This is a genomic window from Demequina lignilytica (assembly GCF_030418305.1).
Lineage (GTDB): Bacteria > Actinomycetota > Actinomycetes > Actinomycetales > Demequinaceae > Demequina > Demequina lignilytica.
On sequence record NZ_JAUHPX010000001.1, the window covers coordinates 573,309 to 595,961 of the forward strand.

The 22,653-nt window shown below is 73.6% G+C and carries 21 protein-coding genes; 1 reads left to right on the forward strand and 20 read right to left on the reverse strand.

Annotation, left to right across the window (positions count from 1 at the left end):
• Window positions 1-74: 74 nt before the first annotated feature.
• Window positions 75-1,652 carry an HNH endonuclease gene (locus QQX10_RS02650; protein WP_301120252.1) on the forward strand — a complete coding sequence of 526 codons (1,578 nt, stop codon included), beginning with the start codon at window positions 75-77 and terminating at the stop codon, window positions 1,650-1,652.
• Between the two features lie 40 nt (window positions 1,653-1,692).
• Here the strand turns inward: QQX10_RS02650 and QQX10_RS02655 are convergent, their stop codons facing one another.
• From QQX10_RS02655 to QQX10_RS02750, 20 genes are all read right to left on the reverse strand, one after another.
• Window positions 1,693-1,956 (reverse strand): MoaD/ThiS family protein, encoded by a 264-nt coding sequence (locus QQX10_RS02655; RefSeq protein WP_301120251.1) that lies wholly within the window; start codon window positions 1,954-1,956, stop codon window positions 1,693-1,695.
• Complete coding sequence (locus QQX10_RS02660; RefSeq protein WP_301120250.1) at window positions 1,953-2,210, reverse strand: DUF6457 domain-containing protein; 258 nt, start codon at window positions 2,208-2,210, stop codon at window positions 1,953-1,955. Before QQX10_RS02660 ends, QQX10_RS02655 begins: the two co-directional genes overlap by 4 nt.
• The gene (mobA, locus tag QQX10_RS02665) at window positions 2,207-2,794 is read right to left on the reverse strand and encodes a molybdenum cofactor guanylyltransferase (protein ID WP_301120249.1); all 588 of its coding nucleotides are present in this window, start codon (window positions 2,792-2,794) and stop codon (window positions 2,207-2,209) included. Before mobA ends, QQX10_RS02660 begins: the two co-directional genes overlap by 4 nt.
• Window positions 2,791-3,264 carry a cyclic pyranopterin monophosphate synthase MoaC gene (moaC, locus tag QQX10_RS02670; protein ID WP_301120247.1) on the reverse strand — a complete coding sequence of 158 codons (474 nt, stop codon included), beginning with the start codon at window positions 3,262-3,264 and terminating at the stop codon, window positions 2,791-2,793. Before moaC ends, mobA begins: the two co-directional genes overlap by 4 nt.
• Window positions 3,261-4,460 (reverse strand): molybdopterin molybdotransferase MoeA, encoded by a 1,200-nt coding sequence (locus QQX10_RS02675; protein WP_301120241.1) that lies wholly within the window; start codon window positions 4,458-4,460, stop codon window positions 3,261-3,263. The genes moaC and QQX10_RS02675 overlap by 4 nt, the downstream gene beginning before the upstream one ends.
• 5 nt (window positions 4,461-4,465) lie before the next feature.
• Window positions 4,466-5,185, reverse strand: a complete 720-nt coding sequence (locus tag QQX10_RS02680; RefSeq protein WP_301120239.1) for a HesA/MoeB/ThiF family protein — start codon at window positions 5,183-5,185, stop codon at window positions 4,466-4,468.
• On the reverse strand, window positions 5,175-5,867 hold the full coding sequence (locus QQX10_RS02685; protein WP_301120237.1) for a sirohydrochlorin chelatase: 693 nt from the start codon (window positions 5,865-5,867) through the stop codon (window positions 5,175-5,177). Before QQX10_RS02685 ends, QQX10_RS02680 begins: the two co-directional genes overlap by 11 nt.
• Window positions 5,864-6,979, reverse strand: a complete 1,116-nt coding sequence (locus tag QQX10_RS02690; protein ID WP_367281252.1) for a uroporphyrinogen-III synthase — start codon at window positions 6,977-6,979, stop codon at window positions 5,864-5,866. Before QQX10_RS02690 ends, QQX10_RS02685 begins: the two co-directional genes overlap by 4 nt.
• Window positions 6,980-7,003: 24 nt before the next feature.
• Window positions 7,004-8,218: a uroporphyrinogen-III C-methyltransferase gene (gene cobA, locus QQX10_RS02695; RefSeq protein ID WP_301120234.1), complete on the reverse strand. Its 1,215-nt coding sequence runs from the start codon at window positions 8,216-8,218 to the stop codon at window positions 7,004-7,006.
• Window positions 8,215-8,598, reverse strand: coding sequence for a nitrite reductase small subunit NirD (locus tag QQX10_RS02700; RefSeq protein WP_301120232.1), 384 nt, complete (start codon window positions 8,596-8,598; stop codon window positions 8,215-8,217). Before QQX10_RS02700 ends, cobA begins: the two co-directional genes overlap by 4 nt.
• Window positions 8,595-11,165, reverse strand: coding sequence for a nitrite reductase large subunit NirB (gene nirB / locus QQX10_RS02705; protein WP_439710122.1), 2,571 nt, complete (start codon window positions 11,163-11,165; stop codon window positions 8,595-8,597). Before nirB ends, QQX10_RS02700 begins: the two co-directional genes overlap by 4 nt.
• Window positions 11,165-12,658: an FAD-dependent oxidoreductase gene (locus QQX10_RS02710; protein WP_301120228.1), complete on the reverse strand. Its 1,494-nt coding sequence runs from the start codon at window positions 12,656-12,658 to the stop codon at window positions 11,165-11,167. The genes nirB and QQX10_RS02710 overlap by 1 nt, the downstream gene beginning before the upstream one ends.
• The gene (locus tag QQX10_RS02715; RefSeq protein WP_301120226.1) at window positions 12,655-14,853 is read right to left on the reverse strand and encodes a molybdopterin oxidoreductase family protein; all 2,199 of its coding nucleotides are present in this window, start codon (window positions 14,851-14,853) and stop codon (window positions 12,655-12,657) included. The genes QQX10_RS02710 and QQX10_RS02715 overlap by 4 nt, the downstream gene beginning before the upstream one ends.
• A gap of 1 nt (window position 14,854) precedes the next feature.
• Window positions 14,855-16,255 carry an MFS transporter gene (locus QQX10_RS02720; RefSeq protein WP_301120224.1) on the reverse strand — a complete coding sequence of 467 codons (1,401 nt, stop codon included), beginning with the start codon at window positions 16,253-16,255 and terminating at the stop codon, window positions 14,855-14,857.
• 491 nt (window positions 16,256-16,746) lie between these two features.
• Entirely contained in the window at window positions 16,747-18,051 is a 1,305-nt protein-coding gene (gene hemL / locus QQX10_RS02725) for a glutamate-1-semialdehyde 2,1-aminomutase (RefSeq protein ID WP_301120222.1), read from the reverse strand.
• The gene (gene hemB / locus QQX10_RS02730) at window positions 18,048-19,019 is read right to left on the reverse strand and encodes a porphobilinogen synthase (protein ID WP_301120220.1); all 972 of its coding nucleotides are present in this window, start codon (window positions 19,017-19,019) and stop codon (window positions 18,048-18,050) included. Before hemB ends, hemL begins: the two co-directional genes overlap by 4 nt.
• Entirely contained in the window at window positions 19,019-19,816 is a 798-nt protein-coding gene (locus QQX10_RS02735; protein ID WP_301120218.1) for a uroporphyrinogen-III synthase, read from the reverse strand. Before QQX10_RS02735 ends, hemB begins: the two co-directional genes overlap by 1 nt.
• Window positions 19,813-20,730, reverse strand: coding sequence for a hydroxymethylbilane synthase (gene hemC / locus QQX10_RS02740; RefSeq protein WP_301120216.1), 918 nt, complete (start codon window positions 20,728-20,730; stop codon window positions 19,813-19,815). Before hemC ends, QQX10_RS02735 begins: the two co-directional genes overlap by 4 nt.
• 26 nt (window positions 20,731-20,756) lie before the next feature.
• The gene (locus tag QQX10_RS02745) at window positions 20,757-21,977 is read right to left on the reverse strand and encodes an MFS transporter (RefSeq protein WP_301120214.1); all 1,221 of its coding nucleotides are present in this window, start codon (window positions 21,975-21,977) and stop codon (window positions 20,757-20,759) included.
• Between the two features lie 7 nt (window positions 21,978-21,984).
• Window positions 21,985-22,653, reverse strand: a complete 669-nt coding sequence (locus tag QQX10_RS02750) for a metal-dependent transcriptional regulator (protein WP_301120212.1) — start codon at window positions 22,651-22,653, stop codon at window positions 21,985-21,987.

Consider the following 22,653-nt stretch of genomic DNA (forward strand, 5'->3'; position numbering starts at 1 on the left):
ACGCCCACAATTCACATGTCTACCAGGGTGGATGATCCGTCGGCGATGTCAGACGGTGGTGATCTGATGGTGTCATGAGCCTCTCGACCTCTCGATTCGCCTCCGGCGTCAGCGGCGTGCTGACGTTGGACGGGGTCGACGTGCGCGACCTCGCGGGAGGAGAGCTCGTGAGCGCGAACAGGACATTCGCCGAGGTGTTCGTCGAGCTCAAGAGGCTCTATGCCCCCGTCGCGGCTCAGATCGCCGCTCGGTCCGCGCCGGGAGCAGGAGGGCTGGCCCGGAGTCAGGGCTTCGGCTCGCCGGAGCAGATGGTCGCGGCCGGCCTCGGCGGCACGCTCGCCGAGGCTCGGATGCTCATCGAGGCCGGACGCACCGTCCTGGACGCGGAGCCCGAGAATGACGATGACGACGAGGATTCAGGCGGCGAGGACGCGCCCTCGTACGACGACGAGGAGCTCGAGGAGGCCGAGCGCGAGCGGCAGCGCCTGGAGACGGAGCGACGCGAGGCCGAACGCGAGCGGGCGCGCGAGGAGCGCGCGCGTGCTCGCGAGGCAGCACGGCGAGCCGCGCTGACACCGCTGGCACGCGCGCTCGAGGACGGCGAGATCACGGCGGACGCCGCGGCGGTGATCCGCACGACCCTCGAGGGGCTGATCGCGGACACGGACGACCTGCGGGCACGCAAGGCCGACGTCGAGGCGACCCTCGTGCGTCGCGCCCTGCGATCGAACCTCGGACGGCTCCGCAGCGCGTGCGACCGTGCTGCGGCCGGCTTCGACGCGGCGCAGACGCACGCCCGCGCGACGCGGCTGTTCGAGGGACGCGGGGTGTTCTTCACCCCGCAGGCCGACGGCTCCGTCCGCCTGTCGGGCTCGCTGGACCCCTCCACCGCGGCCGGCGTGATGGCATTCTGCACGGCCTACGTCACCCGCGAGTTCCGCGCCGCGCGCGACCTGGACATCCCGGAGACGCGAACTGCCCCGCAGATGCGAGCCGATGCGCTCGCGCTGATGGCGGAGCACCTGATCGGCTGCACGGCGGCGCCCACCGGGGTCACCACCACGATCCTGGTCGAGGTCGATCTCGACAGCCTGGTCGCGCGCGCCGGGCTCGCGACCAACCACACCACCGGCACCACCATGGACGCCGGGCACCTGCGGCGGTGGTGTGCGGAGACGGGGGTCATCCCCGCCGTCCTGGGCGGCCCGTCGCAGCCTCTCGATCTCGGCCGGGCACAGCGCCTGGCATCGCCTGCGCAGAAGCTCGCGCTCGTCGCGCGCGACGGCGCCTGCGTCTGGTGCGGAGCGCCGCCGGCCTGGTGCGATGCCCACCACCTTCGTCACTGGTCGGACGGCGGCGGCACCGATCTCGACAACATGGCGCTGCTCTGCCGGTCCTGCCACACGCGCATCCACACCACGGACTGGACCATCACGCGCCGTCACGGCAGGACATGGATCATCCCACCGGCGCACGTCGACCCGGATCGCACGCCGATGCCGGCCGCCCGCGAGCGCACCGGGACCGACGGGAACAGACCGGGAGCACCCCCGCCCGCCGCCTCGACGCAGGACGCCGATGCCCCGCCGGGCGGTGACGGGGCACCTGAAGAAGAGAGATCACCCAGCGATGGAGGCGCCCACCTCTTCTAGCCGCGATGGCCCGTCCATGCCCGGAACGGAGGCGACGAGGTCAGCCGCCCGCGAAGGGAGGGAGCACATCGACGGTCGCGCCCGGTTCGATCACGGCGCCCTCCTCGAGGCGCCCACCCCCGCTCATCATCGAGCACTGGGTGAGCACCCGCTCGAGCTCGGCGCCGTAGCGGTCGGCGAGCGCGGCGCGCAGGTCGGCGACCGTGCCGGCCTCGGCGAGGGTCTGGTCCTCGCCCGCCGCCTCCGCCGCGCCGGCGAAGAAGCGCACGGTGACGCTCCCACGGACCGTGGCCGAGGGGATCATCCGGGCATCTCCTCGGTCCACCTGGCCGCCAACCGCTCGACGGCGGCGACGCCCTGGTCGACCGTCACCCTCCCGGTGCCGACCGCCCACCCGACCAGGAAGGTCGTCAGGGGCGCCGCCGGACGCGCCACGGCATGCGCGGCGTCGCGCGCGACGTCGAGCAGCGCGCCGGTGTGGCCGAGCGACTCCTCCTCGATGCCGAGCTCCCGCGCGAGCGCGGCGCTCCACGCGTCCAGCTGTGACGGCTCGCTCATGGTGCGCTCCCTCCCGCCCGGGCCAGTGCCTCGGGCGTGTCGATGTCGATCGCGGCGGCGCCGCACGGCACCTCCACCAGGGTCATGGAACGGGTCAGCGCGCGCATCGCCGCTCCGGCGGGCTCCCCGAGCGCCGCCAGCGCGTCGCTCAGCGCCCGTGTGCGATACACCGCGAGCAGCGGCTGGCGTCGGCCCTCGGTGTCGACCGCGCAGGCGCCGTCGATCCCGTCGCTCGAGGCGATTGCGGCCACGAGCACCGCGAGGGCGTCTCCCGCGAAGGGCATGTCGGCCGCGACCACGGCGACCAGGTCCGCCTCGTCGAGCCGCGACAACCCGGCGGCGATCGCCGCGACCGGACCACCGAACGGCGGCTCCTCCCACGCGCCGACGGTGCCGGGCACCGCGTTCTCGGGCGGGCCGACCACGACGATCGGCTCCGCGCCCGCCGCACGGCATGCGTCGACCGCGCGGCCGACCAGGGTGGCACCGCCGATCGACGCGAGGGTCTTGTCCGATCCGAACCGGCGCGCGCGCCCTCCCGCCGGCACGATCGCGGCGATCGACGCGCGTGCGGCATCCCTCACGGCTCGCGCCTCCACGACCCGGACTTGCCGCCCACCTTGGCGATCAGCCGCACGCCCTCGACCGAGACCGACTTGTCGATCCCCTTGACCATGTCGACCACGTTGAGCGCCGCGACCGAGACCGCGGTGAACGCCTCCATCTCGACCCCGGTCCGGTCCGCGGTCCGCACCGTCGCGACGATCCTCACCCCGCCATCCTCGACCGCGAGATCCACGACCACGCCGTGGACGCCGATCACGTGGGCGAGCGGCAGCAGCTCGGGGGTGCGCTTGGCCGCCGCGATCCCCGCCACCCGCGCGACCGCGAGCACGTCCCCCTTGGGAACCGTGCCGTCCCGCAGCGCCGCGACCACGTGAGCGGGGCACGCGACGAAGCCCTCGACGGTGGCCGCCCTGACAGTGGGCTGCTTCTCGGTGACGTCCACCATGCGGGCGTGACCCGAGTCGTCCAGGTGCGTGAAGCGGGTCATGGGAGGAACCTCATGAGGCCCACGCTATCGCCCGCCTCGACGCGCTGGACGTCGGGCGGGACGATCGCCCAGCCCTCCGCCACCGCGAGCCGGAGCCCGAGGTGCGAGCGCGAGCCGCCCGCGGTCGCGGGACGCACCACCGGCGCCGCCGTGCCGCCCGGCACCGGGGGCTCGATCACCACCGGGATCCGCTGCTCGCGTCCCGGCGGAGACACCCAGCCCTCGCCCGCGACCGCGGCCTCGGGCTCGCGCGCGGGCAACCCGAGCATCGTCCGCAGCAACGGCTCGACGAAGGCGGTGAACGATGCGGCGACGGAGACCGGGTTCCCGGGAAGGCATGCGATCGGGACCCGACCCACGCGTCCCAGCCCCTGCGGCTTCCCCGGCTGCATCGCGACAGGGACGAACTCGACGCCGGCGTCGGCGAGCGCAGCCTTGACCACGTCGTAGGCGCCCACGCTCACCCCGCCGGCGGTGAGGATCAGGTCGCACCCCGCGGACGCCGTCTCGACCGCCGCGAGGAAGGCGACCGGGTCGTCGCCCAGCCGCAACGCCGCCGCGACCTCCCCACCGGCCTGCTCGACCAGCGCCGCCATCAACGTCGAGTTGGAGTCGAAGATCTGACCGGGTGCGAGCTCCTCGCCGGGCGCGCGGAGCTCGTCGCCCGTGCTCACCACCACCACGCGGGGCCGGGCCCGCACCGACACCTCCGCGTGGCCGGCCCCCGCGATCGCGGCGAGCCTCGGCGGCGTGAGGACCGTCCCGGCGCCGAGCACCAGGTCCCCCGCCCGCGCGTCCTCTCCCGCGAGCCGGATGTGCGCACCCGGCGCCGGAGCCACGGTGACGCGGACCCGCTCCAGGCCGTCGTCGGTGACCTCGCGCGGCACCACCGCATCGGCCCCCTGCGGCACCGGGGCGCCGGTCATGATCCGCGCGGCGGTGCCGGGCGCCAGCGGAGCCGGGAACACCCCCGCGGGGATGTCGGCCGAGACCGGCAGGATCGCGCCGGCCGCGGCCTCCGCGACGCGCACCGCGTAGCCGTCCATCGCCGAGTTGGTGAAGGACGGCACGTCGACCAGGGTCCTCACGTCATGCGCGAGCACCCGACCGAGGGCCGCGGCCGCCGGAACCTGCTCGCTCCGCGGCGCGCCCGCGAGCGTGAGCGCGGCGGCACGATGCTCGACGACCGATCGCATGACGCTCAGCGTCCCACCGCCTGCCGGCTGCGCGCGACCGCGATGTCGCGCCACCGGCCGGAACGGCCGTCGAGCATCGCGATGGTCCCGGCCAGGGTCTCGCCCGCTCCGGTCACCGCCTTGATCGCCTCGGTGGCCATCGCCGACCCGACCTGCGCGCAGACGGGGCCCATCACGGCGCCGCCCTCGCATGCCCCCAGCTCCGCGCGGGGCGGCTCGGGGAAGACGTCGCGCAGCCCCACGGCCGTGTCGAACACGGTGACCTGCCCGTGCCAGCCCTGCACCGCGCCCCAGACCACGGGCACGCCGGAGGCCGCCGCCGCGTCCGCGACCGCGTACCTCGCCTCGAAGTTGTCGGTGCAGTCGAGCACCGCGTCGGAGCCGCAGAGCAGCCCCTGCGCCGACGCCTCCGTCAGCCGCTCGCTGACCGCCGTCACCCTCAGCCCCGGCGCGATCCGGCGAAGGGCGCGCTCGGCCGCGACGACCTTGAGGGAGCCGACGTCGTCGGGACCGTACAGCGTCTGCCGGTGAAGGTTGGTGATGCTCACGTGATCCGAGTCGACCAGCACCAGCTCGCCCACGCCGGCGGCCGCGAGCGCGAGAGCGGCCGGGCAGCCCAGGCCGCCGACGCCGACGACGACGACGGCCGCCTCGGACAGCGCCCGCTGACCCTCGGGGCCGAAGCCTCCGAGCGCCCGCTGCCGCACGTAGGGGTCAGGCCCCATAACCGTCGTGATAGCGCTCGAGGATGATCTCGACCAGCTTCGGGTGCGGCGCGAGCGAACCCGTCACCTGGTCGGCGCCGGAGTCCTCGAGCCGCTTCTGGAAGAAGCCGGGAGCGAGCAGGAACGATGCGACCGCCACCGGCTCCTCCTCGCCGAACTGCCGCGCCTCGGCGACCGCCTCCGCGACCGTCGGGCTGATCCCCGCCGCGTATCCCACGCGCACCGGGCCGTCCCACCGGGCGCGGAGCATCTCCGCCGCCTCGGCCGTGTCCGCCTGGCTCCGCGGGTCCGAGGACCCGGCCGCCGCCAGGATCACGGTCGACGTCGGGTGGACGCCCGCCTCGTGGATCCTCTCCATGACGATGTCGATGAGCCGCGGGTCGGGGCCGAGGGCGGGGGCAGGCGAGATGTCCTCCCTGCTCTCCACCGCCTTCGCGATGTCGTGATAGACGTGATAGCCGCCCGCGAGCAGCAGCGGCACCACCACGGCGGCCGTGCCGAGGGAGGAGGGCGTGACCTCGTCGACCACGTCCTGCAGCTCGGGACCGTGCACGTCGACATACGCCTCGCGCACGTCGACGTCCGGCATGGCAGTCCGCACCGCCTCGATCACCGCGTGGATGGTGGCCTGCCCGTCGGGGTCGCGCGTGCCGTGCGCGCACGCGATCAGCACCGGCTTCATGCGGCCGTCACCGCCAGCGCGTAGCCCCGCTTGACCACGGTGCGCACCAGCGTGGGCGCACCCGAGTTCTCGCGCAGGCGGTTGATGGCGGCCTCGACGGCATGCGGACCGGCCTGCGCGCCGGGGAGCACCGCGCCGAGCTGCTCGCGGGTGAGCACGTTGCCCTTGGCGCGGGCGAGCGCGCGCAGGATCTCGAGCCCGGTCGGCGTCAGCGGCAGCACCCTGCCCTCGAGCACGGCGGCCGTGGCGCGCATGACGAGAGGACCGTCGGGTGTCGGCACCCCCACCGCGCTGTCCGTGAACTGCTGGACGAGCATCCGCACCAGCGCGCCGAGGCGCCACCGGTCCGGGAACGCCACGAGCAGGCCCGCCTCGCGCAGCGGCGCCGCCGTGACCGGACCCACCGCGGCGAGCACCAGCTCGCCCGCCGCCGCCCGTGCGGCGATCGTCGCGAGCACGCCCTGCGCTCGCGCCTCCGCGAGCCAGGACTCCGCGCCCGGGGCGGAGGTGAAGAGCACGGCGTCGCAGCCACCCGCCGCCGCCTGACCGACCCACTCGCGGTGCAGGTCGGCCTGGAGAGGCTCGCCCCAGCCGTAGACGAGGAGGCTCTGGACGTCGGCGCCCGCCTGGGTGAACGCCTCGTCGAGGCCGTCCGAGCCGTTGCCGTGGTGCTGGACCGCGACCCGCAGCCCCGCGACCCCCTCCGCGAGCAGGTAGTCGCGGAGCTCGGCCGCGGTCTCCGACTCGGCGACCCAGTCAGCCTCGAGCCCCGCCTGCTGGATCGCGCCCCGAGCCTTGGGGCCGCGCGCGACCAGGCGCGCACCGCGCATGGCATCGATGAGGTCCTCGGCGAGCCCCGCGGCATCGGCCGCCTCGATCCACCCCCGGAAGCCGATGCCGGTGGTCGCGACCACGATGTCCGGAGGGCTCGCGATGAGCGCACGGGTGTCGGCGATCAACCGCTCGTCGTCCATGTGCGGGATGGTGCTGAGCGCCGGCGCGTGACGGACGATCGCCCCACGCCGCTCCAGCGCCGACGCCAGCTCACGCTTGCGCCGATCCGCCGTGATCACCATCACGCACCCCGCGAGTGGCTCCCCCACCACGCTCACCGGGACCTCCTTGGGCTCGTCGGGCTAAGGCGTCGCGGCGATCTCGGAGGCCAGGAGCTCCGGTCGTGCCACGTCTCCGATGACGATAACGGCGGGAGGTTTCACACCGGTTTCCGTTGCATTGTCGGCGATGTCCGCAAGGTTTCCGCGCGTGACCCGCTCCCCCTGCATCGTCCCCTTCTCGATGATCGCCACCGGTGTCTCGGGGCTCGCGCCCCCGGCGAGACCGGCGGCCACGATCTCCGGCAGCGCCGAGACGCCCATGAGGATCACCACCGTCGCCCCCGACACCATCGCCGCGACCGCGGCGCGATCCGCACCCGCGTGCCCCGACGTCACCAGGACCGACGTCGCCACGCCGCGCTGCGTCACGGGGATCCCCGCCCGTGCCGGGACCGAGAGCGCCGACGTGACGCCCGGCACCACCTCGACGTCAACGCCGGCGACGATGCACGCGTGCGCCTCCTCGCCGCCACGGCCGAACACGAACGGGTCGCCGCCCTTGAGCCGGACCACCGTGCGGCCCGCCAGGGCGTGCTCGACCAGGATGCGGTTGATCTCGGCCTGCGGGACCGGGTGGTTGTCGGGAGACTTGCCGACGTTGATCACCTCGACGTCGTAGGGCACGGTCACGAGCAGCTCGGTGGCGCCCAGGCGATCGGTGACCACCACGTCGGCCTCCGCGAGCGCCTGCCGACCTCTCACCGTGATCAGACCCGGGTCGCCGGGACCGGAGCCCACCAGGATGACGCGACCGGTCCCGTCGCGGTGACGGCGCAGATCCACGGCGCCCGCGTCGACGTGCGCGGCGAGCGCGTCGCGCACCGCGCGGATGCGGGCCGGGTCGGGCGCGTCCGTGCTGATGACCCCGATCGCGAGGTCGCCGTGCGTCGACGCCGCCGCCTGACGCGCGGTGCCGCGCGACGCGTCGGAGGCGTCGATGCAGAACACTCGCCGAGCCTCGGCCCACGCCGCGACCTGGTCGTTGAGCCCCGCATCGTCCGTCGCCGCGAGCACGAACCAGGCGTCGTTGAGGTCCTCCTCGACGATCCCCCGGTCACGCCACTCGAGGTCGCCGTGCTGGGCGTGGCGGCGCAGGTCGTCGCTCGCGTCCGGGGCGACCACGACCACGGCGGCCCCCTCGCTGAGGAACCTGCGCACGCGCCGGGACGCGACGGTGCCTCCGCCGGCGACCACCACGCGGCGGCCGCGCAGGTCGAGTCCGAAGAGAGCCGTCACCTGTCACCCGCAAGATCGATCCACACGGCGCCATTGTCGAGGCGAACCGTGTGAACGACCAAGTCGGGCGCGTGTCCGGGCTTGGGCGACTTGTCCATGGTGACCAGGCACGTGCCGTCGACCAGCGAGAACACCTGCTTGTACAGCGGCGAGGCGATGGTCGGGACCTCGCCGCGCGAGCCGGTGATGCCGCGCGACAGCACGTACGCCCCCGAGAAGGGGTCGAGGTTCTGGACGCAGTGGACCGAGCCGTCTCCCAGCAGGAAGATCGCGACCTGCTCCCCTCCCACGAGGGCCGCGACGCCCAGGTCGGGGGTGAGGTCCTCCACCCGGCACACGAGAGTGGCGGCGGACGATGCGACGTCGGGCGCGGCGGTCATGAGCGGACCTCCAGGGTGGTCGGGGCGATGAGGACGGGGCCGTTCTCCCGCTCCGCGGGGGTGGCGGGGCGGCGCTGGCCGCGCTGCTCGACGTACGCGAGCGACGGGTCCGGCTGGTCGGGGGCGTTGACGAAGGAGGCGAACTGGCGGAGCCGCACCGGGTCGCTCAGCACCGCCTTCCACTCGTCCTCGTAGGTGTCGATGTGGCGGGACATGTGCGCGTCGAGCTCCTCGCCGAGGCCGAGCGAGTCGTCGACGACGATCTCGCGGATGCGGTCGAGGCCCCCCTCGTGGTCCTGCTGCCAGGGCGCCGTGCGCTGCAGGCGGTCCGCGGTCCGGATGTAGTACATGAGGTAGCGGTCGATCACGCGGAACACCTCCTCGTCGCTGACGTCCTCCACCAGCAGCTGCGCGTGGACCGGCGTGAAGCCGCCGTTGCCGCCGACGTAGACGTTCCAGCCGTTGTCCGTGGCGATGACGCCGACGTCCTTGCCGCGGGCCTCGGCGCACTCGCGCGCGCAGCCGGACACTCCGAGCTTGAGCTTGTGGGGGCTGCGCAGGCCGCGGTAGCGCAGTTCGAGTGCGATCGCCATGCCGACGGAGTCCTGGACGCCGTAGCGGCACCAGGTGGATCCCACGCAGGACTTCACCGTGCGGAGCGACTTGCCGTACGCGTGGCCGGACTCGAAGCCCTCGTCCACGAGCCGCTTCCAGATCTTCGGGAGCTCCTCGAGCCGGGCGCCGAACATGTCGATCCGCTGACCGCCGGTGATCTTCGTGTAGAGCCCGAAGTCGCGGGCCACCTCGCCGATGGTGATGAGGCCCTCGGGGGTGATCTCGCCGCCGGGGATGCGCGGGACCACCGAGTAGGTGCCGTCCTTCTGCATGTTCGCCATCATGCGGTCGTTGGTGTCCTGCAGGGCCGCCCGGTCGCCCGCGAGCACGTGCTCGTTGTACAGCGAGGCGAGGATCGAGCCGACCGTCGGCTTGCAGATGTCGCAGCCCCGGCCGGTGCCGAAGCGGTCGATGATCTCGGTGAACGTGGTGAGCTCGGAGACCTTGATCGCGTTGAAGAGCTGCGCCCGGGAGATCGAGAAGTGCTCGCACAGGGCGTTCGAGACCTCGATGCCCGACTTCTCCAGCTCGGTGGCCATGATCTTCTTCACCAGCGGCAGGCAGGAGCCGCAGGAGGTGCCGGCCTTGGTGCAGGCCTTGACCGCGCCCAGGTCGTGGCAGTCGTGGTCGTTGACGGCGCCGCGGATGGAGCCGGCGGAGACGTTGTTGCAGGAGCAGACCCCCGCCTCGTCGGGAAGGTCCACGTTGGGGCGCTCGATCGCTCCCTCGGGGAGCAGCCAGCCCGCCGGGTCGCCCGGCAGGTGGGCGCCCACCATGGGGCGCAGCGAGGCGTAGGCCGAGGCGTCGCCCACGAGGATGCCGCCCAGCAGGGTGCTCGCGTCGTCGGTCAGGACCAGCTTCTTGTACACGCCGTTGACCGGGTCCGCATAGACCATCTCGAGCGCGCCGGGCGTGGTGGCGAAGGCGTCGCCGAAGGAGGCGACGTCCACGCCGAGCAGCTTGAGCTTGGCGGCGGTGTCCGCGCCCGGGAAGGTCGAGGCGCCGCCGAGGAGGCGGTCGACGGCGATCTCGGCCATGGTGTTGCCGGGCGCGATCAGGCCGATGCAGGCGCCCTGGATGCAGGCGACCTCGCCGATCGCGGAGACCGCCGGGTCGGCGGTGAGGCACGTGTCGTCGACGACGACCCCGCCGCGGGCGCCCATCTCGAGACCCGACTCCTTGCCGAGCTCGTCGCGCGGGCGCACGCCGGTGGCGAAGACGACCACGTCGCACAGCTGCTCGGCGCCGTCCGCGAACAGCAGGCTGCCGACGTGGCCGTCCTTGCCCGCCTTGATCTCCTGGGTGGCGGTGCTGCAGCGCACCGTGACGCCGAGGTTCTCGATGAGCCGCTTGAGGGCCTCGCCGCCGCCCTCGTCCACCTGCAGGTTCATCAGCCGGTCGGCGAACTGGATGACGGTGCTGGTGGCGCCGAGCTCCTGGAGCGCGCCGGCGGCCTCGAGGCCGAGGAGGCCGCCGCCGATCACGGCGCCGCGCACCGTGCGGCCGAGCTTCTCGCGTCGCTCCTGGACGTAGTGCCGCAGCGCCGCCACGTCGTCGAGCGTGCGGTAGACGAACACGCCCGGCAGCTCGCTGCCCGCGGTCGGCGGGGTCCAGGCGTACGAGCCGGTCGCGAGGACCAGGTGGTCGTAGCCGAACTCGCGGCCGCCCTCGACCTCGACGACCTGACGGTCGCGGTCGATGCCGGTCGCGCGGGTGTCGCGGTGCAGCGTCACGAGGGGGTCGTGCCACAGGGCGGGGTCGCCCAGGTGCAGGTCCTCGGGGCTCGCTCCCTTGAAGTAGCTGGTCAGCGCGACCCGGTCGTACGGCGCGCGCGGCTCCTCCGCGAGCACCTCGACCGAGAAGCGCCCCTCGGCGTCGCGCGCGCGCAGCGCCTCGGTGAACCGGTGGGCGACCATTCCGCCGCCCACGACGACGATCCGCTCGGTGGTCATCATGCCTTCTCCCCCGCCCCCGCGAGCGCGGGGACCTTCTCGGCCGTGGCGTTCGCCCCGACCTGCGTACCGATCAGCTCCTTCACCAGCGGCTTGCAGTCGCCGCAGCCGGTGGATGCGCGTGTCGCGCGCGAGATGTCCTCGAGGGACGTGCAGCCGTCCGCGATCGCGTCGCAGATCCGGCCCTTGGACACGCCGTTGCACTGGCAGACGGTGTCGTCCGGCTCCAGCTCGGCCGCGCTCCTGCGCGCCGGCGCCGCCCCCGGGATGGGGCGGACGATCAGGTGGGCCGGGTCTGTCGGCACCGGCAGCATGCGCGTGTAGAGCGCGGAGAGCTCGGTCGCGGTGGCCTTGTCCCCCACGACCGTCGCGCCGACGAGGATCCCATGCGAGACGACCACCTCGACGAAGCGCCCCACCGCGGGGTCCGAGATCCGCACCGCGCGCAGCTCGCGCTCGCCGTGGTCGAACTTGCCCGACAGCCCCATGGTGACCACCTCGAGCCCGGGCGACTTCACCCGGACCACGTTGGTGATGTCGTGCTCCGCATCGTCGCCGTGCGGGCGCGCGGTGGTGGTGCCCGCCCACGCGTCGACCAGCCGCGCCGCCTGGTCCCAGCCCTGCGCGACGAGACCCGTGCCGCCCTCGGGCGGCTGCGCGCAGTCGCCGATCGCGAAGACGTCGGGGTCGGCGGGCGAGGCGAGGTCCTCGCCCACGAGCACGCCGCGCTCGCACGGCAGGCCTGCGCGGCGCGCGAGGGCCGTCTCGGGGATGGTGCCGGCGCACATCACCAGGAGGTCGGTCAGGAGCTCGGATCCGTCGCTCAGCTGGACGGCGCTGATCCGTCCGCGACGCTCGATCACCCGGCTCACCGAGCTCTGCGTGTGCACCGTGATGCCGAGGCGGTTGAGGGAGCCGGTGGCGATCTGCGAGGCGACCGAGCCGAGCTGGCGCTCCATCAGGCGGTCGGCGTGGTGCACCAGCGTGACGGCGACGCCGCGCGATGCGAGGCCGGTCGCCACCTCGAGGCCGAGCACGCCCGCGCCGAGCACGACGGCGCGGCGCGTGCGCGGCAGCCCCTGGACGATCCCGCGGGCATCGGCGAGGTCCTTGAGCACGCTCACGCCCGGGACGAGTGCATCCGGGCCGGCGACGTGCTGGATCTGGGGGATGCGCGCCGCGGAGCCGGTGGCGAGCACCAGGCGGTCGTAGCGATACGTCTCGCCGTCCGAGCCGGTCACGGCGCGCGCCTCGCGGTCGATGGCCACGGCGTGGACGCCCTGACGGACCTGCAGGCACGGCACCTCGGGGGCCTCGAGGGCGATCGACCGCTCGTCGGTCTTGCCTGCGACCACGCTGGAGAGCAGCACGCGGTTGTAGGGCGCGCAGTCCTCCTTGCCCAGGACGGTGACCTCGGCTCCGTGGACCCGGAGGGCCGCCTCCTGCGCGAAGTGCGAGCCGACCATGCCGTTGCCCAGCACGACGATCCTCATCGCACCGCTCCTTCCAGCTGCGGGGTGGTGCGCAGCTGGTGGGCCGCGCGGATCTCGACGGCCGTGACCTTGAACTCGGGCATCGCCGAGGTCGGATCCGTGACGTCGTTGGTGAGGCGGTTCGCGGAGCCCGCGCCCGCCCAGTGGAACGGCATGAACACCGTGTCGACGCGGATGTCGGTGGTGAGGCGCACCCGCGCCATGGCCTCGCCGCGCTCGCTCGCGAGGAACGCGACCGCGCCCTCGGACAGCCCGTACCGCTCGGCGAGAAGGGGGTGCATCTCCACGAACGGCTCGGGCTGCGCCTGCACCAGCTCCTTCACCCGGCGCGTCTGCGCCCCGGACTGGTAGTGCTGGAGGACGCGCCCGGTGACCAGGTACGTGGTCATCCCCGGGCGGACGTCGTCGGCGGGGCCGTGGTGGGCGACGGCGTGCATGGTGGCCCTGCCGTCGGGCGTCGGGAAGCGGTCGAGGAACGGACGTGGCGTGCCGGGGTGCGGTGCGTCGCCCGCGGGGGCCGCGGGAACCGGCCAGAAGAGCTCCTCGCCTGCGTCGAGGCGAGCGTAGGTGACGCCGCTGTAATCGGCCTTGCCGCCTGCTGACGCGCGGGCCATCTCGTCGAACATCACCTCGGGCTCGTCGGAGAACACCGCGTCGCAGCCGAGCCGGCGGGCCAGCTCGCCCAGGATCCAGAGCTCGGACCTGGCCTCGCCCGGGGCGTCGACCGCCGCGCGGCGGCGGATGATCCGGCCCTCGAGGTTGGTCATGGTGCCGTCCTCCTCCGCCCACTGCGTGACGGGGAGGATCACGTCGGCGAGCAGCGCGGTCTCGGAGGGGACCAGGTCGCAGACCACCAGCAGGTCGAGGGCCTTGAGGCGCTCCTCGACGCGGGTCGCGTTGGGGGCGCTCACGACGACGTTGCTGCCGTGGACCATCAGCGCGCGCGGCCCGCCGGGGGTCCCGAGGGAGCTCAGCAGCTGGACGGCGGGCACGCCGGGCCCGGGGATCCGCGCGGGGTCGACGCCCCAGACCGCCGCCACGTGCGCGCGGGTCGCGGGGTCCGTGATCATCCGATAGCCGGGCAGCTGGTCCGACTTCTGGCCGTGCTCGCGGCCGCCCTGGCCGTTGCCCTGGCCGGTGACCGGGCCGTATCCCGAGCCCTCGCGGCCGACCAGGCCGAGCGCGAGCGCGAGGTTGATCGCGGCGCTCACGCACGCGGTGCCCTGGGACATCTGCTCGACGCCGCGTCCCGTGAGGATGTACGCCCCCCGGCCGCCGCGCGATGGGGAGGCGGCGGCGAGGAGGCGCGCGACCTCGCGGAGGGTGTCGGCGGGGATGCCGGTCTCCGCCTCGGCGCGCTCGGGCCACCACTGGGCGACGGAGCGGCGGACCGCGTCGAGGCCGTTCACGCGGACCTCCAGGTAGTCGAGATCGGCGAGGCCCTCGGCGAGGACGATGTGCAGCAGCGCCAGCAGCACGACCATGTCCGACCCGGGGACGGGGGCCAGGTGGACGCCGGCGCCGTTCGCCGCGAGCTTCGCGGTGACGGTGGCGCGCGGGTCGACCACGATCAGGCCGCCGCGCTCGCGCACCCCCGCGAGGTGCTGGACGAAAGGCGGCATGGTCACGCCCATGTTCGACCCGAGGATCAGGATCGCGTCGGCGCCGCCCAGGTCGGACAGCGGGAACGCCAGGCCGCGGTCCATGCCGAGCGTGCGGTTCGAGGCAGCCGCCGCCGAGGACATGCAGAACCGGCCGTTGTAGTCGATGAGGCGGGTGTGAAGCGCGAGCCGCGCGAACTTGCCCAGCGCGTAGGCCTTCTCGTTGGTGAGGCCGCCGCCGCCGAAGACGGCCACCGCATCGTCCCCCGACTCGGCCTGGATCTGGCGGATCCGGCCCGCGACCAGGTCGAGCGCCTCGACCCAGGTCGCGGTCCGGAAGCCGCCGTCCGCCGTGCGGATCCGGGGGGTGGTGATGCGGTCGGAGGCCCGCAGCACCTCGGCGGAGGTCCAACCCTTCTGGCACAGGCCGCCCCGGTTGGTGGGGAACTGCCGTCCGCTGACCGCGACGGGGAGGCGCTCCCCCGGTGTCGAGGTGAGCGTCTGCGCGCACTGGAGCGCGCAGTAGGGGCAGTGGGAGGCGACGGCGGCGCCGGGAGCGGATCCCGGCGCCGCCACGCCCTGAGGGGTGGTCATCTCAGACGTTCCGCATCGTCGCGTTCTTGCGGAGGTAGGCCACGTACGTGACGAGGGCCATGACCAGGAAGACGCCCACGTAGATCTGGAGGGCCGGGACGATCGTGCCCGACATGTCCTTCGAGAGCTTGTAGACGAACGGGATCGCGAAGCCGCCGAAGGCGCCGATCGCGGAGATGATGCCGACGGCGCCGGCGGACTGGCGCTTGAAGTCGAGGCGGCTGGCCTCGGTGTCCTCGCCCTTGGACTTGTGGAGGCGGGCGAAGATCGACGGGATCATGCGGTAGGTCGAGCCGTTGCCGATGCCGGTCGCGAGGAACAGCACCATGAAGCTGACGAAGAACAGCGGCAGCGACTTCTGCTGGACCCCGAGCACCGCGGTGAAGCCCGCGCCGGCCATCACCAGGAAGGACGCGAGCGTGATGACGGAGCCGCCGACACGGTCGGCGAGCTTGCCGCCGTACGGGCGGGCCAACGAGCCGATGAGGGCGCCGAGGAAGCCCCAGCCGAGGGCGATGTCGGCGCGCTCGAAGACCACGGTGAGCAGCGTGGGGAACGCCGCCGAGTAGCCGATGAACGAGCCGAAGGTGCCGATGTAGAGGAACGCCATCAGCCAGGTGTGGCCGTGCTGGAGCGACTTGGCGGTGGGCTTCGGGTCGGCCTTCGCCTCGCGAAGGTTGTCCATGAACAGGAACGCGAGGATCGCTGCCGCGAGGGACAGCGGGACGTAGACGAGGCCCGCGGCCGAGAGGCCCAGGGCGCCGATGCCGATCGCGAGGGGCACGATCTTCTGCGCGACCGCGACACCGATGTTGCCGCCAGCGGCGTTGAGTCCGAGCGCCCAGCCCTTCTCCTTCTCCGGGTAGAAGAAGGTGATGTTCGCCATCGAGGAGGCGAAGTTGCCGCCGCCGAAGCCGGCGGTCGCGGCGATGAGGACCAGGATGCCGAACGGCGTGGTCGGGTCCTGCACCACCCAGGCGAGGCCCAGGGTCGGGATCAGCAGCAGGAGCGCCGAGATGACGGTCCAGTTGCGGCCGCCGAAGATCGGCACCGCGAAGGTGTAGGGGATGCGCAGGAACGCGCCGACTCCGGAGGCCACCGCGAGGAGCGTGAAGCCCTGGCTGGCCGTCAGCGCCCAGCCGTTCGCGCCGGCGGCGACGAGCTCGCCCGTGGCGGCGTCGTAGGTGCCGTACATGCGCACGACGACGATCGACCAGAGCAGCCACACGGAGAATCCGATGTGCTCGGCGATGATGGAGAACACAAGGTTGCGGAACGCGATGGCCTTGCCGCGGGCCTCCCAGAACAGCTCGTTCTCGGGCTCCCAGCGCTCGATCCAGCGCCCCTTGCCGACGACGCCCGGCTCGACGGCCGTGAGGTCGGTCTTGTCAGTGGTGGTCATAGCCCCTCCCAGGACTTGGGTCCGACCGGGGCGGGGACCCCGATGCGAATCGGACATTCCTGAAGGTAGGGAGCGAGTGTTTCGCCACCAGGCGCGCCAGATGAAACTTGGGAGAACTTTCCCTCACACCTCGAGGGCCGCCCAGGTGAGAACTTCTGCACCCGGGACCAAGGTCCGTGAAGAAGGATGTCTACCAGGGATGATGATGCTCACCGCGCGCGACCGCTCGGTGTGAGCAGACAGTAACCCCGTAACATCCCCCGCCGCCCACCATCTCGCCCCCCCATCTCGCCGGGACGCTCAGGACCGATCTTCGGCGCCGGTTGCGCGCCACGGGACAGTCAGTACCGGAGGGAGATCCGGCACCTCCCAGCTCCACGCCCGCCGCGAGAAGTACTCACAGTCCCGTGCCGCGCAACGACCTCGAGAAACCAGTACTGAGTGTCCCGGCGGGGGGGAGGGTGGGAGGGACGAGGGAGGGAGGGCTGGGCTCAGGCCGCCTCGGTCGCCGCCCAGGCGTCGACCGCCGCGACGATCGCCTCCACGTCCGCCGCGGTGTGCGCCGCGGTGAGGAACCACGCCTCGTACGCGCTGGGGGGCAGGGAGATCCCCGCGTCCCGCAGCGCGTGGAACAGCCGCGCGAACTGCGCCGTGTCCTGCGTGGACACCTCGTCGAAGGTGGCCGGCGGCTCCGAGAGGCCCAGGAAGATCGAGAACAGCGTCCCCGCCCGGCCCACCGCGTGGACGATGCCGTGCCGGCTGAGCGCCTCGCTCACCCCCGTGACCGTCGCGTCCGCCAGCGCCGCGAGGCGCTCGTGCGCGGCCTGGTCCAGCAGGCCCATGGTCGCGATGCCCGCGGCCACCGCGACCGGGTTCCCCGACAGCGTGCCCGCCTGATAGACGGGTCCGAGCGGCGCGAGCTGCTCCATGAGGTCACGGCGTCCACCGATCGCGGCGACCGGCATGCCGCCGCCGATGACCTTGCCGAACGTGACCAGGTCGGGTGTCCACGGGTCGAGGCCGGCCTCAAGGTCGTGGGCGCGCTCGACGCCCCACCAGCCGGCGGGCCCCGCGCGGAAGCCGGTCAGCACCTCGTCGAGGATCATGACCGCGCCCTCGTTGCGGCACAGCGTCGCGATCAGGCGGTTGAAGCCCACCGGCGGTCGCACCACGCCCATGTTGCAGGGCGCCGCCTCGGTGATCACCGCCGCGATGCGCGAGCCGTGCTCCGCGAAGGCGTCGGTGAGCGCCGCCTCGTCGCCGTAGGGCAGCACCAGCGTGTCCTGCGCGGCGCCCCGCGTCACGCCGGCGGAGTCGGGCACCCCCGCGGTCGCGAGACCGGAGCCCGCAGCCACCAGGAGCGCGTCCGAGTGGCCGTGGTAGCAGCCCGCGAACTTCACGATCACCTCGCGACCGGTCGCGGCGCGCGCCAGACGGATCGCGGTCATGGTCGCCTCGGTGCCGGTCGAGACCAGCCGCACGCGCTCGGCCGGGGCGTACCGGTCGCGGATGAGCTCCGCGAGCTCGACCTCCGCCTCGGTGGTCGCCCCGAAGGACAGGCCGCGCGCCGCCGCCTCCTGGACAGCCGCGATGACCTCGGGATGGCCGTGCCCGAGGATGGCCGGACCCCACGAGGCGACCAGGTCGATCAGCTCGCGCCCCTCGGCGTCGACCACCCGGGCGCCGCGCGCCGCCGCGATCGGCACCGGCTCCCCCCCGACGCCGTTCCAGGCGCGCACCGGCGAGTTCACGCCGCCGGGCAGGATCGCGCGGGCGCGCTCCGAATAGCTGCTCACAGGTCCTCCAGCCAGGCGGCGAGCTCGAGCGCCGCGTAGGTCACCACGATGTCCGCGCCTGCCCGGCGCATCGACGTCAACGCCTCGAGGTGCGCGGCGCGACGGTCGATCCAGCCGTTCGCCGCCGCCGCCTCGATCTGCGCATACTCCCCGCTCACGTGGTAGGCCGCGACGGGCACCCGCGACTCCGCGGCCACCTCGGCGACCACGTCGAGGTAGGGCAGCGCGGGCTTGACCATGACGATGTCGGCGCCCTCGAGCGCGTCGAGCTCCGCCTCGCGCAGACCCTCGCGGCCGTTGGCGGGATCCATCTGGTAGGTCCGCCGGTCGCCCTCGAGCTGGCTCTCGACCGCGTCGCGGAAGGGCCCGTAGAACGCCGAGGCGTACTTGGCGGCGTACGCGAGCAGGGACACGTCGGTGAGGCCGGCCGCGTCGAGCTCCGCGCGCACGGCCGCGGTCTGGCCGTCCATCATGCCGCTGAGGCCGAGCACGTGGGCGCCGGCGCGCGCCTGTGCGACGCCCATCTGCGCGTACACCTCGAGCGTCGCGTCGTTGTCGACGGAGCCGTCCGCGGCGAGCACGCCGCAGTGGCCGTGGTCGGTGAACTCGTCCAGACACAGGTCGGCCATGACCACCAGCCGCTCCCCGGAAGCCTCCGCGGCCGACGCGATCGCGCGGTTGAGGATCCCGTCCGCGGCGCAGGCGCCCGAACCCTCGGCGTCGCGCACGGACGGGATCGCGAACAGCATGATCCCTCCGATGCGCGCCGCGACGCAGGCCGCCACCAGCTCCGGCACCGCGCTCAGCGGGTGCTGCGACACGCCCGGCAGCGACGCGATGGGACGCGACTCCGCGAGGTCCTCGTGGATGAACACCGGCAGCACCAGCTCGGCGGCGTGCGGGCGCACCTCGCGCACCAGGCGCCGCATCGCGGGCGTGGTACGCAGGCGGCGGGGACGATGCTGCATCACGCGTTCTCCTGGGGTTCCTGGGCGTCGATCGCCGCGTCGAGCGCGGCCCGGATCCCACCGTACGACGGCTCGGTCGCCACGGCGTCCACGCGCAGCCCGGCGGCCCGCGCCGAGGCCTCCGTGGTGCGCCCGATCGCGACGATGCGCGTGCCGGGTCCGACCACCGGGCATGCCGCGGCGACCCGCTCCGCGACCGAGCCCGACGTCAGCAGGATCGCGTCGACCTCGCCGGCGGCGACGGCGGCGACCACCGCATCGTCGATCCCCGGGCCGTCGACGGTCCGGTAGGCCTCGACCGCGTCCACCGCCCAGCCTTTCCGCGCGAGGCCGCGCGCCAGCACGGGCGACGCGAGGTTGCCCAGGGGCGCGAGCACGCGGCCCGTCCCCTCGGGCATCTCGGCCACGATGCCACGGGCGTCGGCGCGCGACGTCGGCACCAGGTCCACCGTCAGTCCGACGGAGGCGCACACGCCGCGGGTCGCCTCGCCCACGGTGGCCACCCGCGCGCCGGGCTGCGGCTCGCCGAGCGCGCGGCCGTGCGATCGGGCGATCCGGTCCATCGCGATCACGGCGTTGCGGCTCGTCACCGTCATCCAGTCGTACGCGCCGTCGAGCCAGGCGAGGGTCGCCTCCGCGAGAGCGGCGGGGTCCTCGGGCGGCGCGATCGCGATGAGCTCGACCGCGTCCACGGCCGCGCCCTCCGCCTCGAGCTGCTCGGCGAAGGCCCGGCGCTCCGCGGTGACGGGGACCACCAGGCGTCGGCCTGCGAGCGGTCCGGCGCCCGGCGCGGTCACGAGCTCCTCATGAGGCGCTCGGCGCCGCGGCCCAGCAGCGAGTAGCCGGAGGACCGGCCCAGCGAGGCCGCCTCCGACGGCACGCCGATGTTGCGCTCGTTGAGCGCCAGCCGCCCGTCGGCGCCGATCACGCGGGTATGAAGCGTCAGGCGTCCGCGCGCGACGGTGCCGTACGCGGCGACCGGGGCCGCGCATCCCGCCTCGAGCGTCGCGAGCGCGGATCGCTCCGCGGTGACGGCCGCGCGGGTGTCGGCGTGATCGAGCGAGCCGAGCAGGTCGCGCAGCGCGGGCGCGGCGTCGCTGCGGATCTCGACCGCGAGCGCACCCTGGCCAGGCGCGGGTACCATCCGGTCGACGCTGAGCGGTTCCGTCGCCTCGGCACCGCGGCCCAGGCGGTTGAGCCCCGCCGCCGCCAGCACCACGCCGTCGAGCTCCTCGCCGACCTTGCCCAGGCGGGTGTCGACGTTGCCGCGGATCGGCACCACCTCGAGGTCCGGGCGCAGCGCGAGCAGCTGGGCGGCGCGACGCGGCGAGCCCGTTCCCACCCGCGCGCCGTGCGGCAGCTCCTCGAGCGTCTCGCCCTCCGTGCAGAGCACGTCGCGAGGGTCCTCGCGCTCGGGGATCGCGACCGTCTCGAGCCCGTCGAACGGCGCGGTCGGCATGTCCTTGAGCGAGTGCACCACGAAGTCGCACTCGTCGGCGAGCAGCGCCTCGCGCAGGGCGGTCACGAACACGCCGGTCTGGCTCAGCCCGACGAGCGAGCCCTTGTCCACGTCGCCCTTGGTGGTCACCGTCACCAGCTCGACCGAGACCTCGACACCCTGGGCGGCGCCGGCGGCGACCACGGCGTCCGCGAACTGTCCCGCCTGAGCCGTGGCGAGCGCGGATCCTCGGGTGCCCAGGCGCAGATTCATGCGGTCCAGGGTAGTGGGCGTCGCGGTCACCGCGCGCCGCGGTACCCGGGTCCCAGGAACGCGAGCACGAGCGCGACGAGCGCCAGCGCCATCGCGATCCAGGCGGGCGCCAGGTAGCCCAGGCCGGCCCCGATGACCACCGCGCCCAGGCCGGTGCCCACCACCGTCGCCGCGTTCAGCGAGGAGTGCGCGAGCGCGGCGCCGAGGGACGGCGAGGTGTGCACCACGTCCATGAGATGCGCCTGTGCGGCCTGCGAGAAGGTCTGGATGCACACCCCGAGCAGCACGAGCGCCGGCACCACCGGCCAGCCGTCGTCGCCCACCACGCCGAGCACGGCGAGCATGATCGCGATGCCCGCCAGCGACAGGCGCGCCGTGCCGACCACCGACCAGTCCGTGAGGCGCCCGCCCACGAAGGCGCCCGCGGTCATGCCGACGCCGAACACCGCGAGCACCAGGGTGACGGTCGACGTCGCGAACCCGTTGGTCTCCTCGAGCAGCGGCACCATGTAGGACTGCACGGCGCCCAGACCCGCGAAGCCGACCGTCACCGTGATGATCGCCGTCCACAGCAGCCGCCCGCGCAGCGCGGCCATCTCGAGCCGGAACCCGCCCCCCGCCGCCCCGGGGACCGAGGGCACGAAGGCCCACATGAGCCCGAACCCGGCGAGGCCCACCACCGTCACCACCACGTACGAGAGGCGCCAGCCCGCGGCCTCGGAGAGCCATTGCATGCCCGGCACCCCGATCACCGTCGCGGCCGTCAGCCCGTACATCACGGTCGCGATGACCTGGCCGCGGCGCTCCTGGCCCAGCACGAGCACCCCGACGTACAGGGCGGTGCCGAGCAGCGCGCCGTGCGGCAGGCCCGCCAGGAAGCGGATCACGAGCAGCGCCTGCACCGACGGCGCGATCACCGTGAGCAGGGAGGTGACGACGAACACCGCGGACATCGCGAGCAGCAGCCGGCGCCGGTTCCACCGGGCCAGCCCGACCATCAGGACCGGGGCCCCGACCACCACGCCGAGCGCGTACGCGACGATCGTGTAGCCGATCATGTCCACCGTGGTGCCGAAGGACCTGACCTGGTCCTGGATCACGCCGGCGGCGCCCTGCTGCGACAGCCCGATCGCCAGGCCCGCGATGACGAACCCCGCCAGCACCAGCCCGGGGTGGGCCGCGTGAGCGGTCCGGGGCAGCAGCCAGCGCGGGGCGCCGGCCTCGGAGGCCGGGGGCAGAGCGGTCATGAGCGTCCTAGCGGATGAGCCAGACGGCCACCGCGGTGGCCGGAGGGATGGTGGCGGTCTCCGCCTCACCATCGACGGCGACCTGGACACCCTCCGAGGTCCTCCCCAGCACCCGGATCGTTGCGTCCGGCACCAATCCTAGGGCCGAGAGGTCCCGCAGAACCGCGGGGTCGGCGTCGGACAGGCGGGTGACGCGCCACTGCCCCGCGTCGGCTGCGTCGAGGCCGGTGCCGTCGAGCACCTCGATGCGCCCGGAGCGGGTCGGGATCGGGTCGCCGTGCGGATCCCGGGTCGGGTGGCCCAGCATGCGGTCGAGCGCATCGATCATGCGGGTGGAGCACGCGTGCTCGAGCACCTCCGCCTCGTCGTGGACCTCGTCCCAGCCGTAGCCGAGCTGCGTGACCAGGAACGTCTCGATCAGGCGGTGCCGCCGCACCATGTCGAGCGCGCACCGCTCGCCGTCGGCGGTGAGCGTGATCGCCCCGTAGGGCTCGTGATCGAGCAGGCCCGCGGCCGCCAGCTTGCGCACGTTCTCGGACACGGTCGGGGCGGACACCCCGAGGCGCTCCGCGAGCATCTTGGTGGTCACGGGCGCGTCCGACCACTCGGTGGCGCCCCACACGATCTTCACGTAGTCCTGCGCCGTGGCGGAGAGGGTCTGCGGGTCGATCGGCAT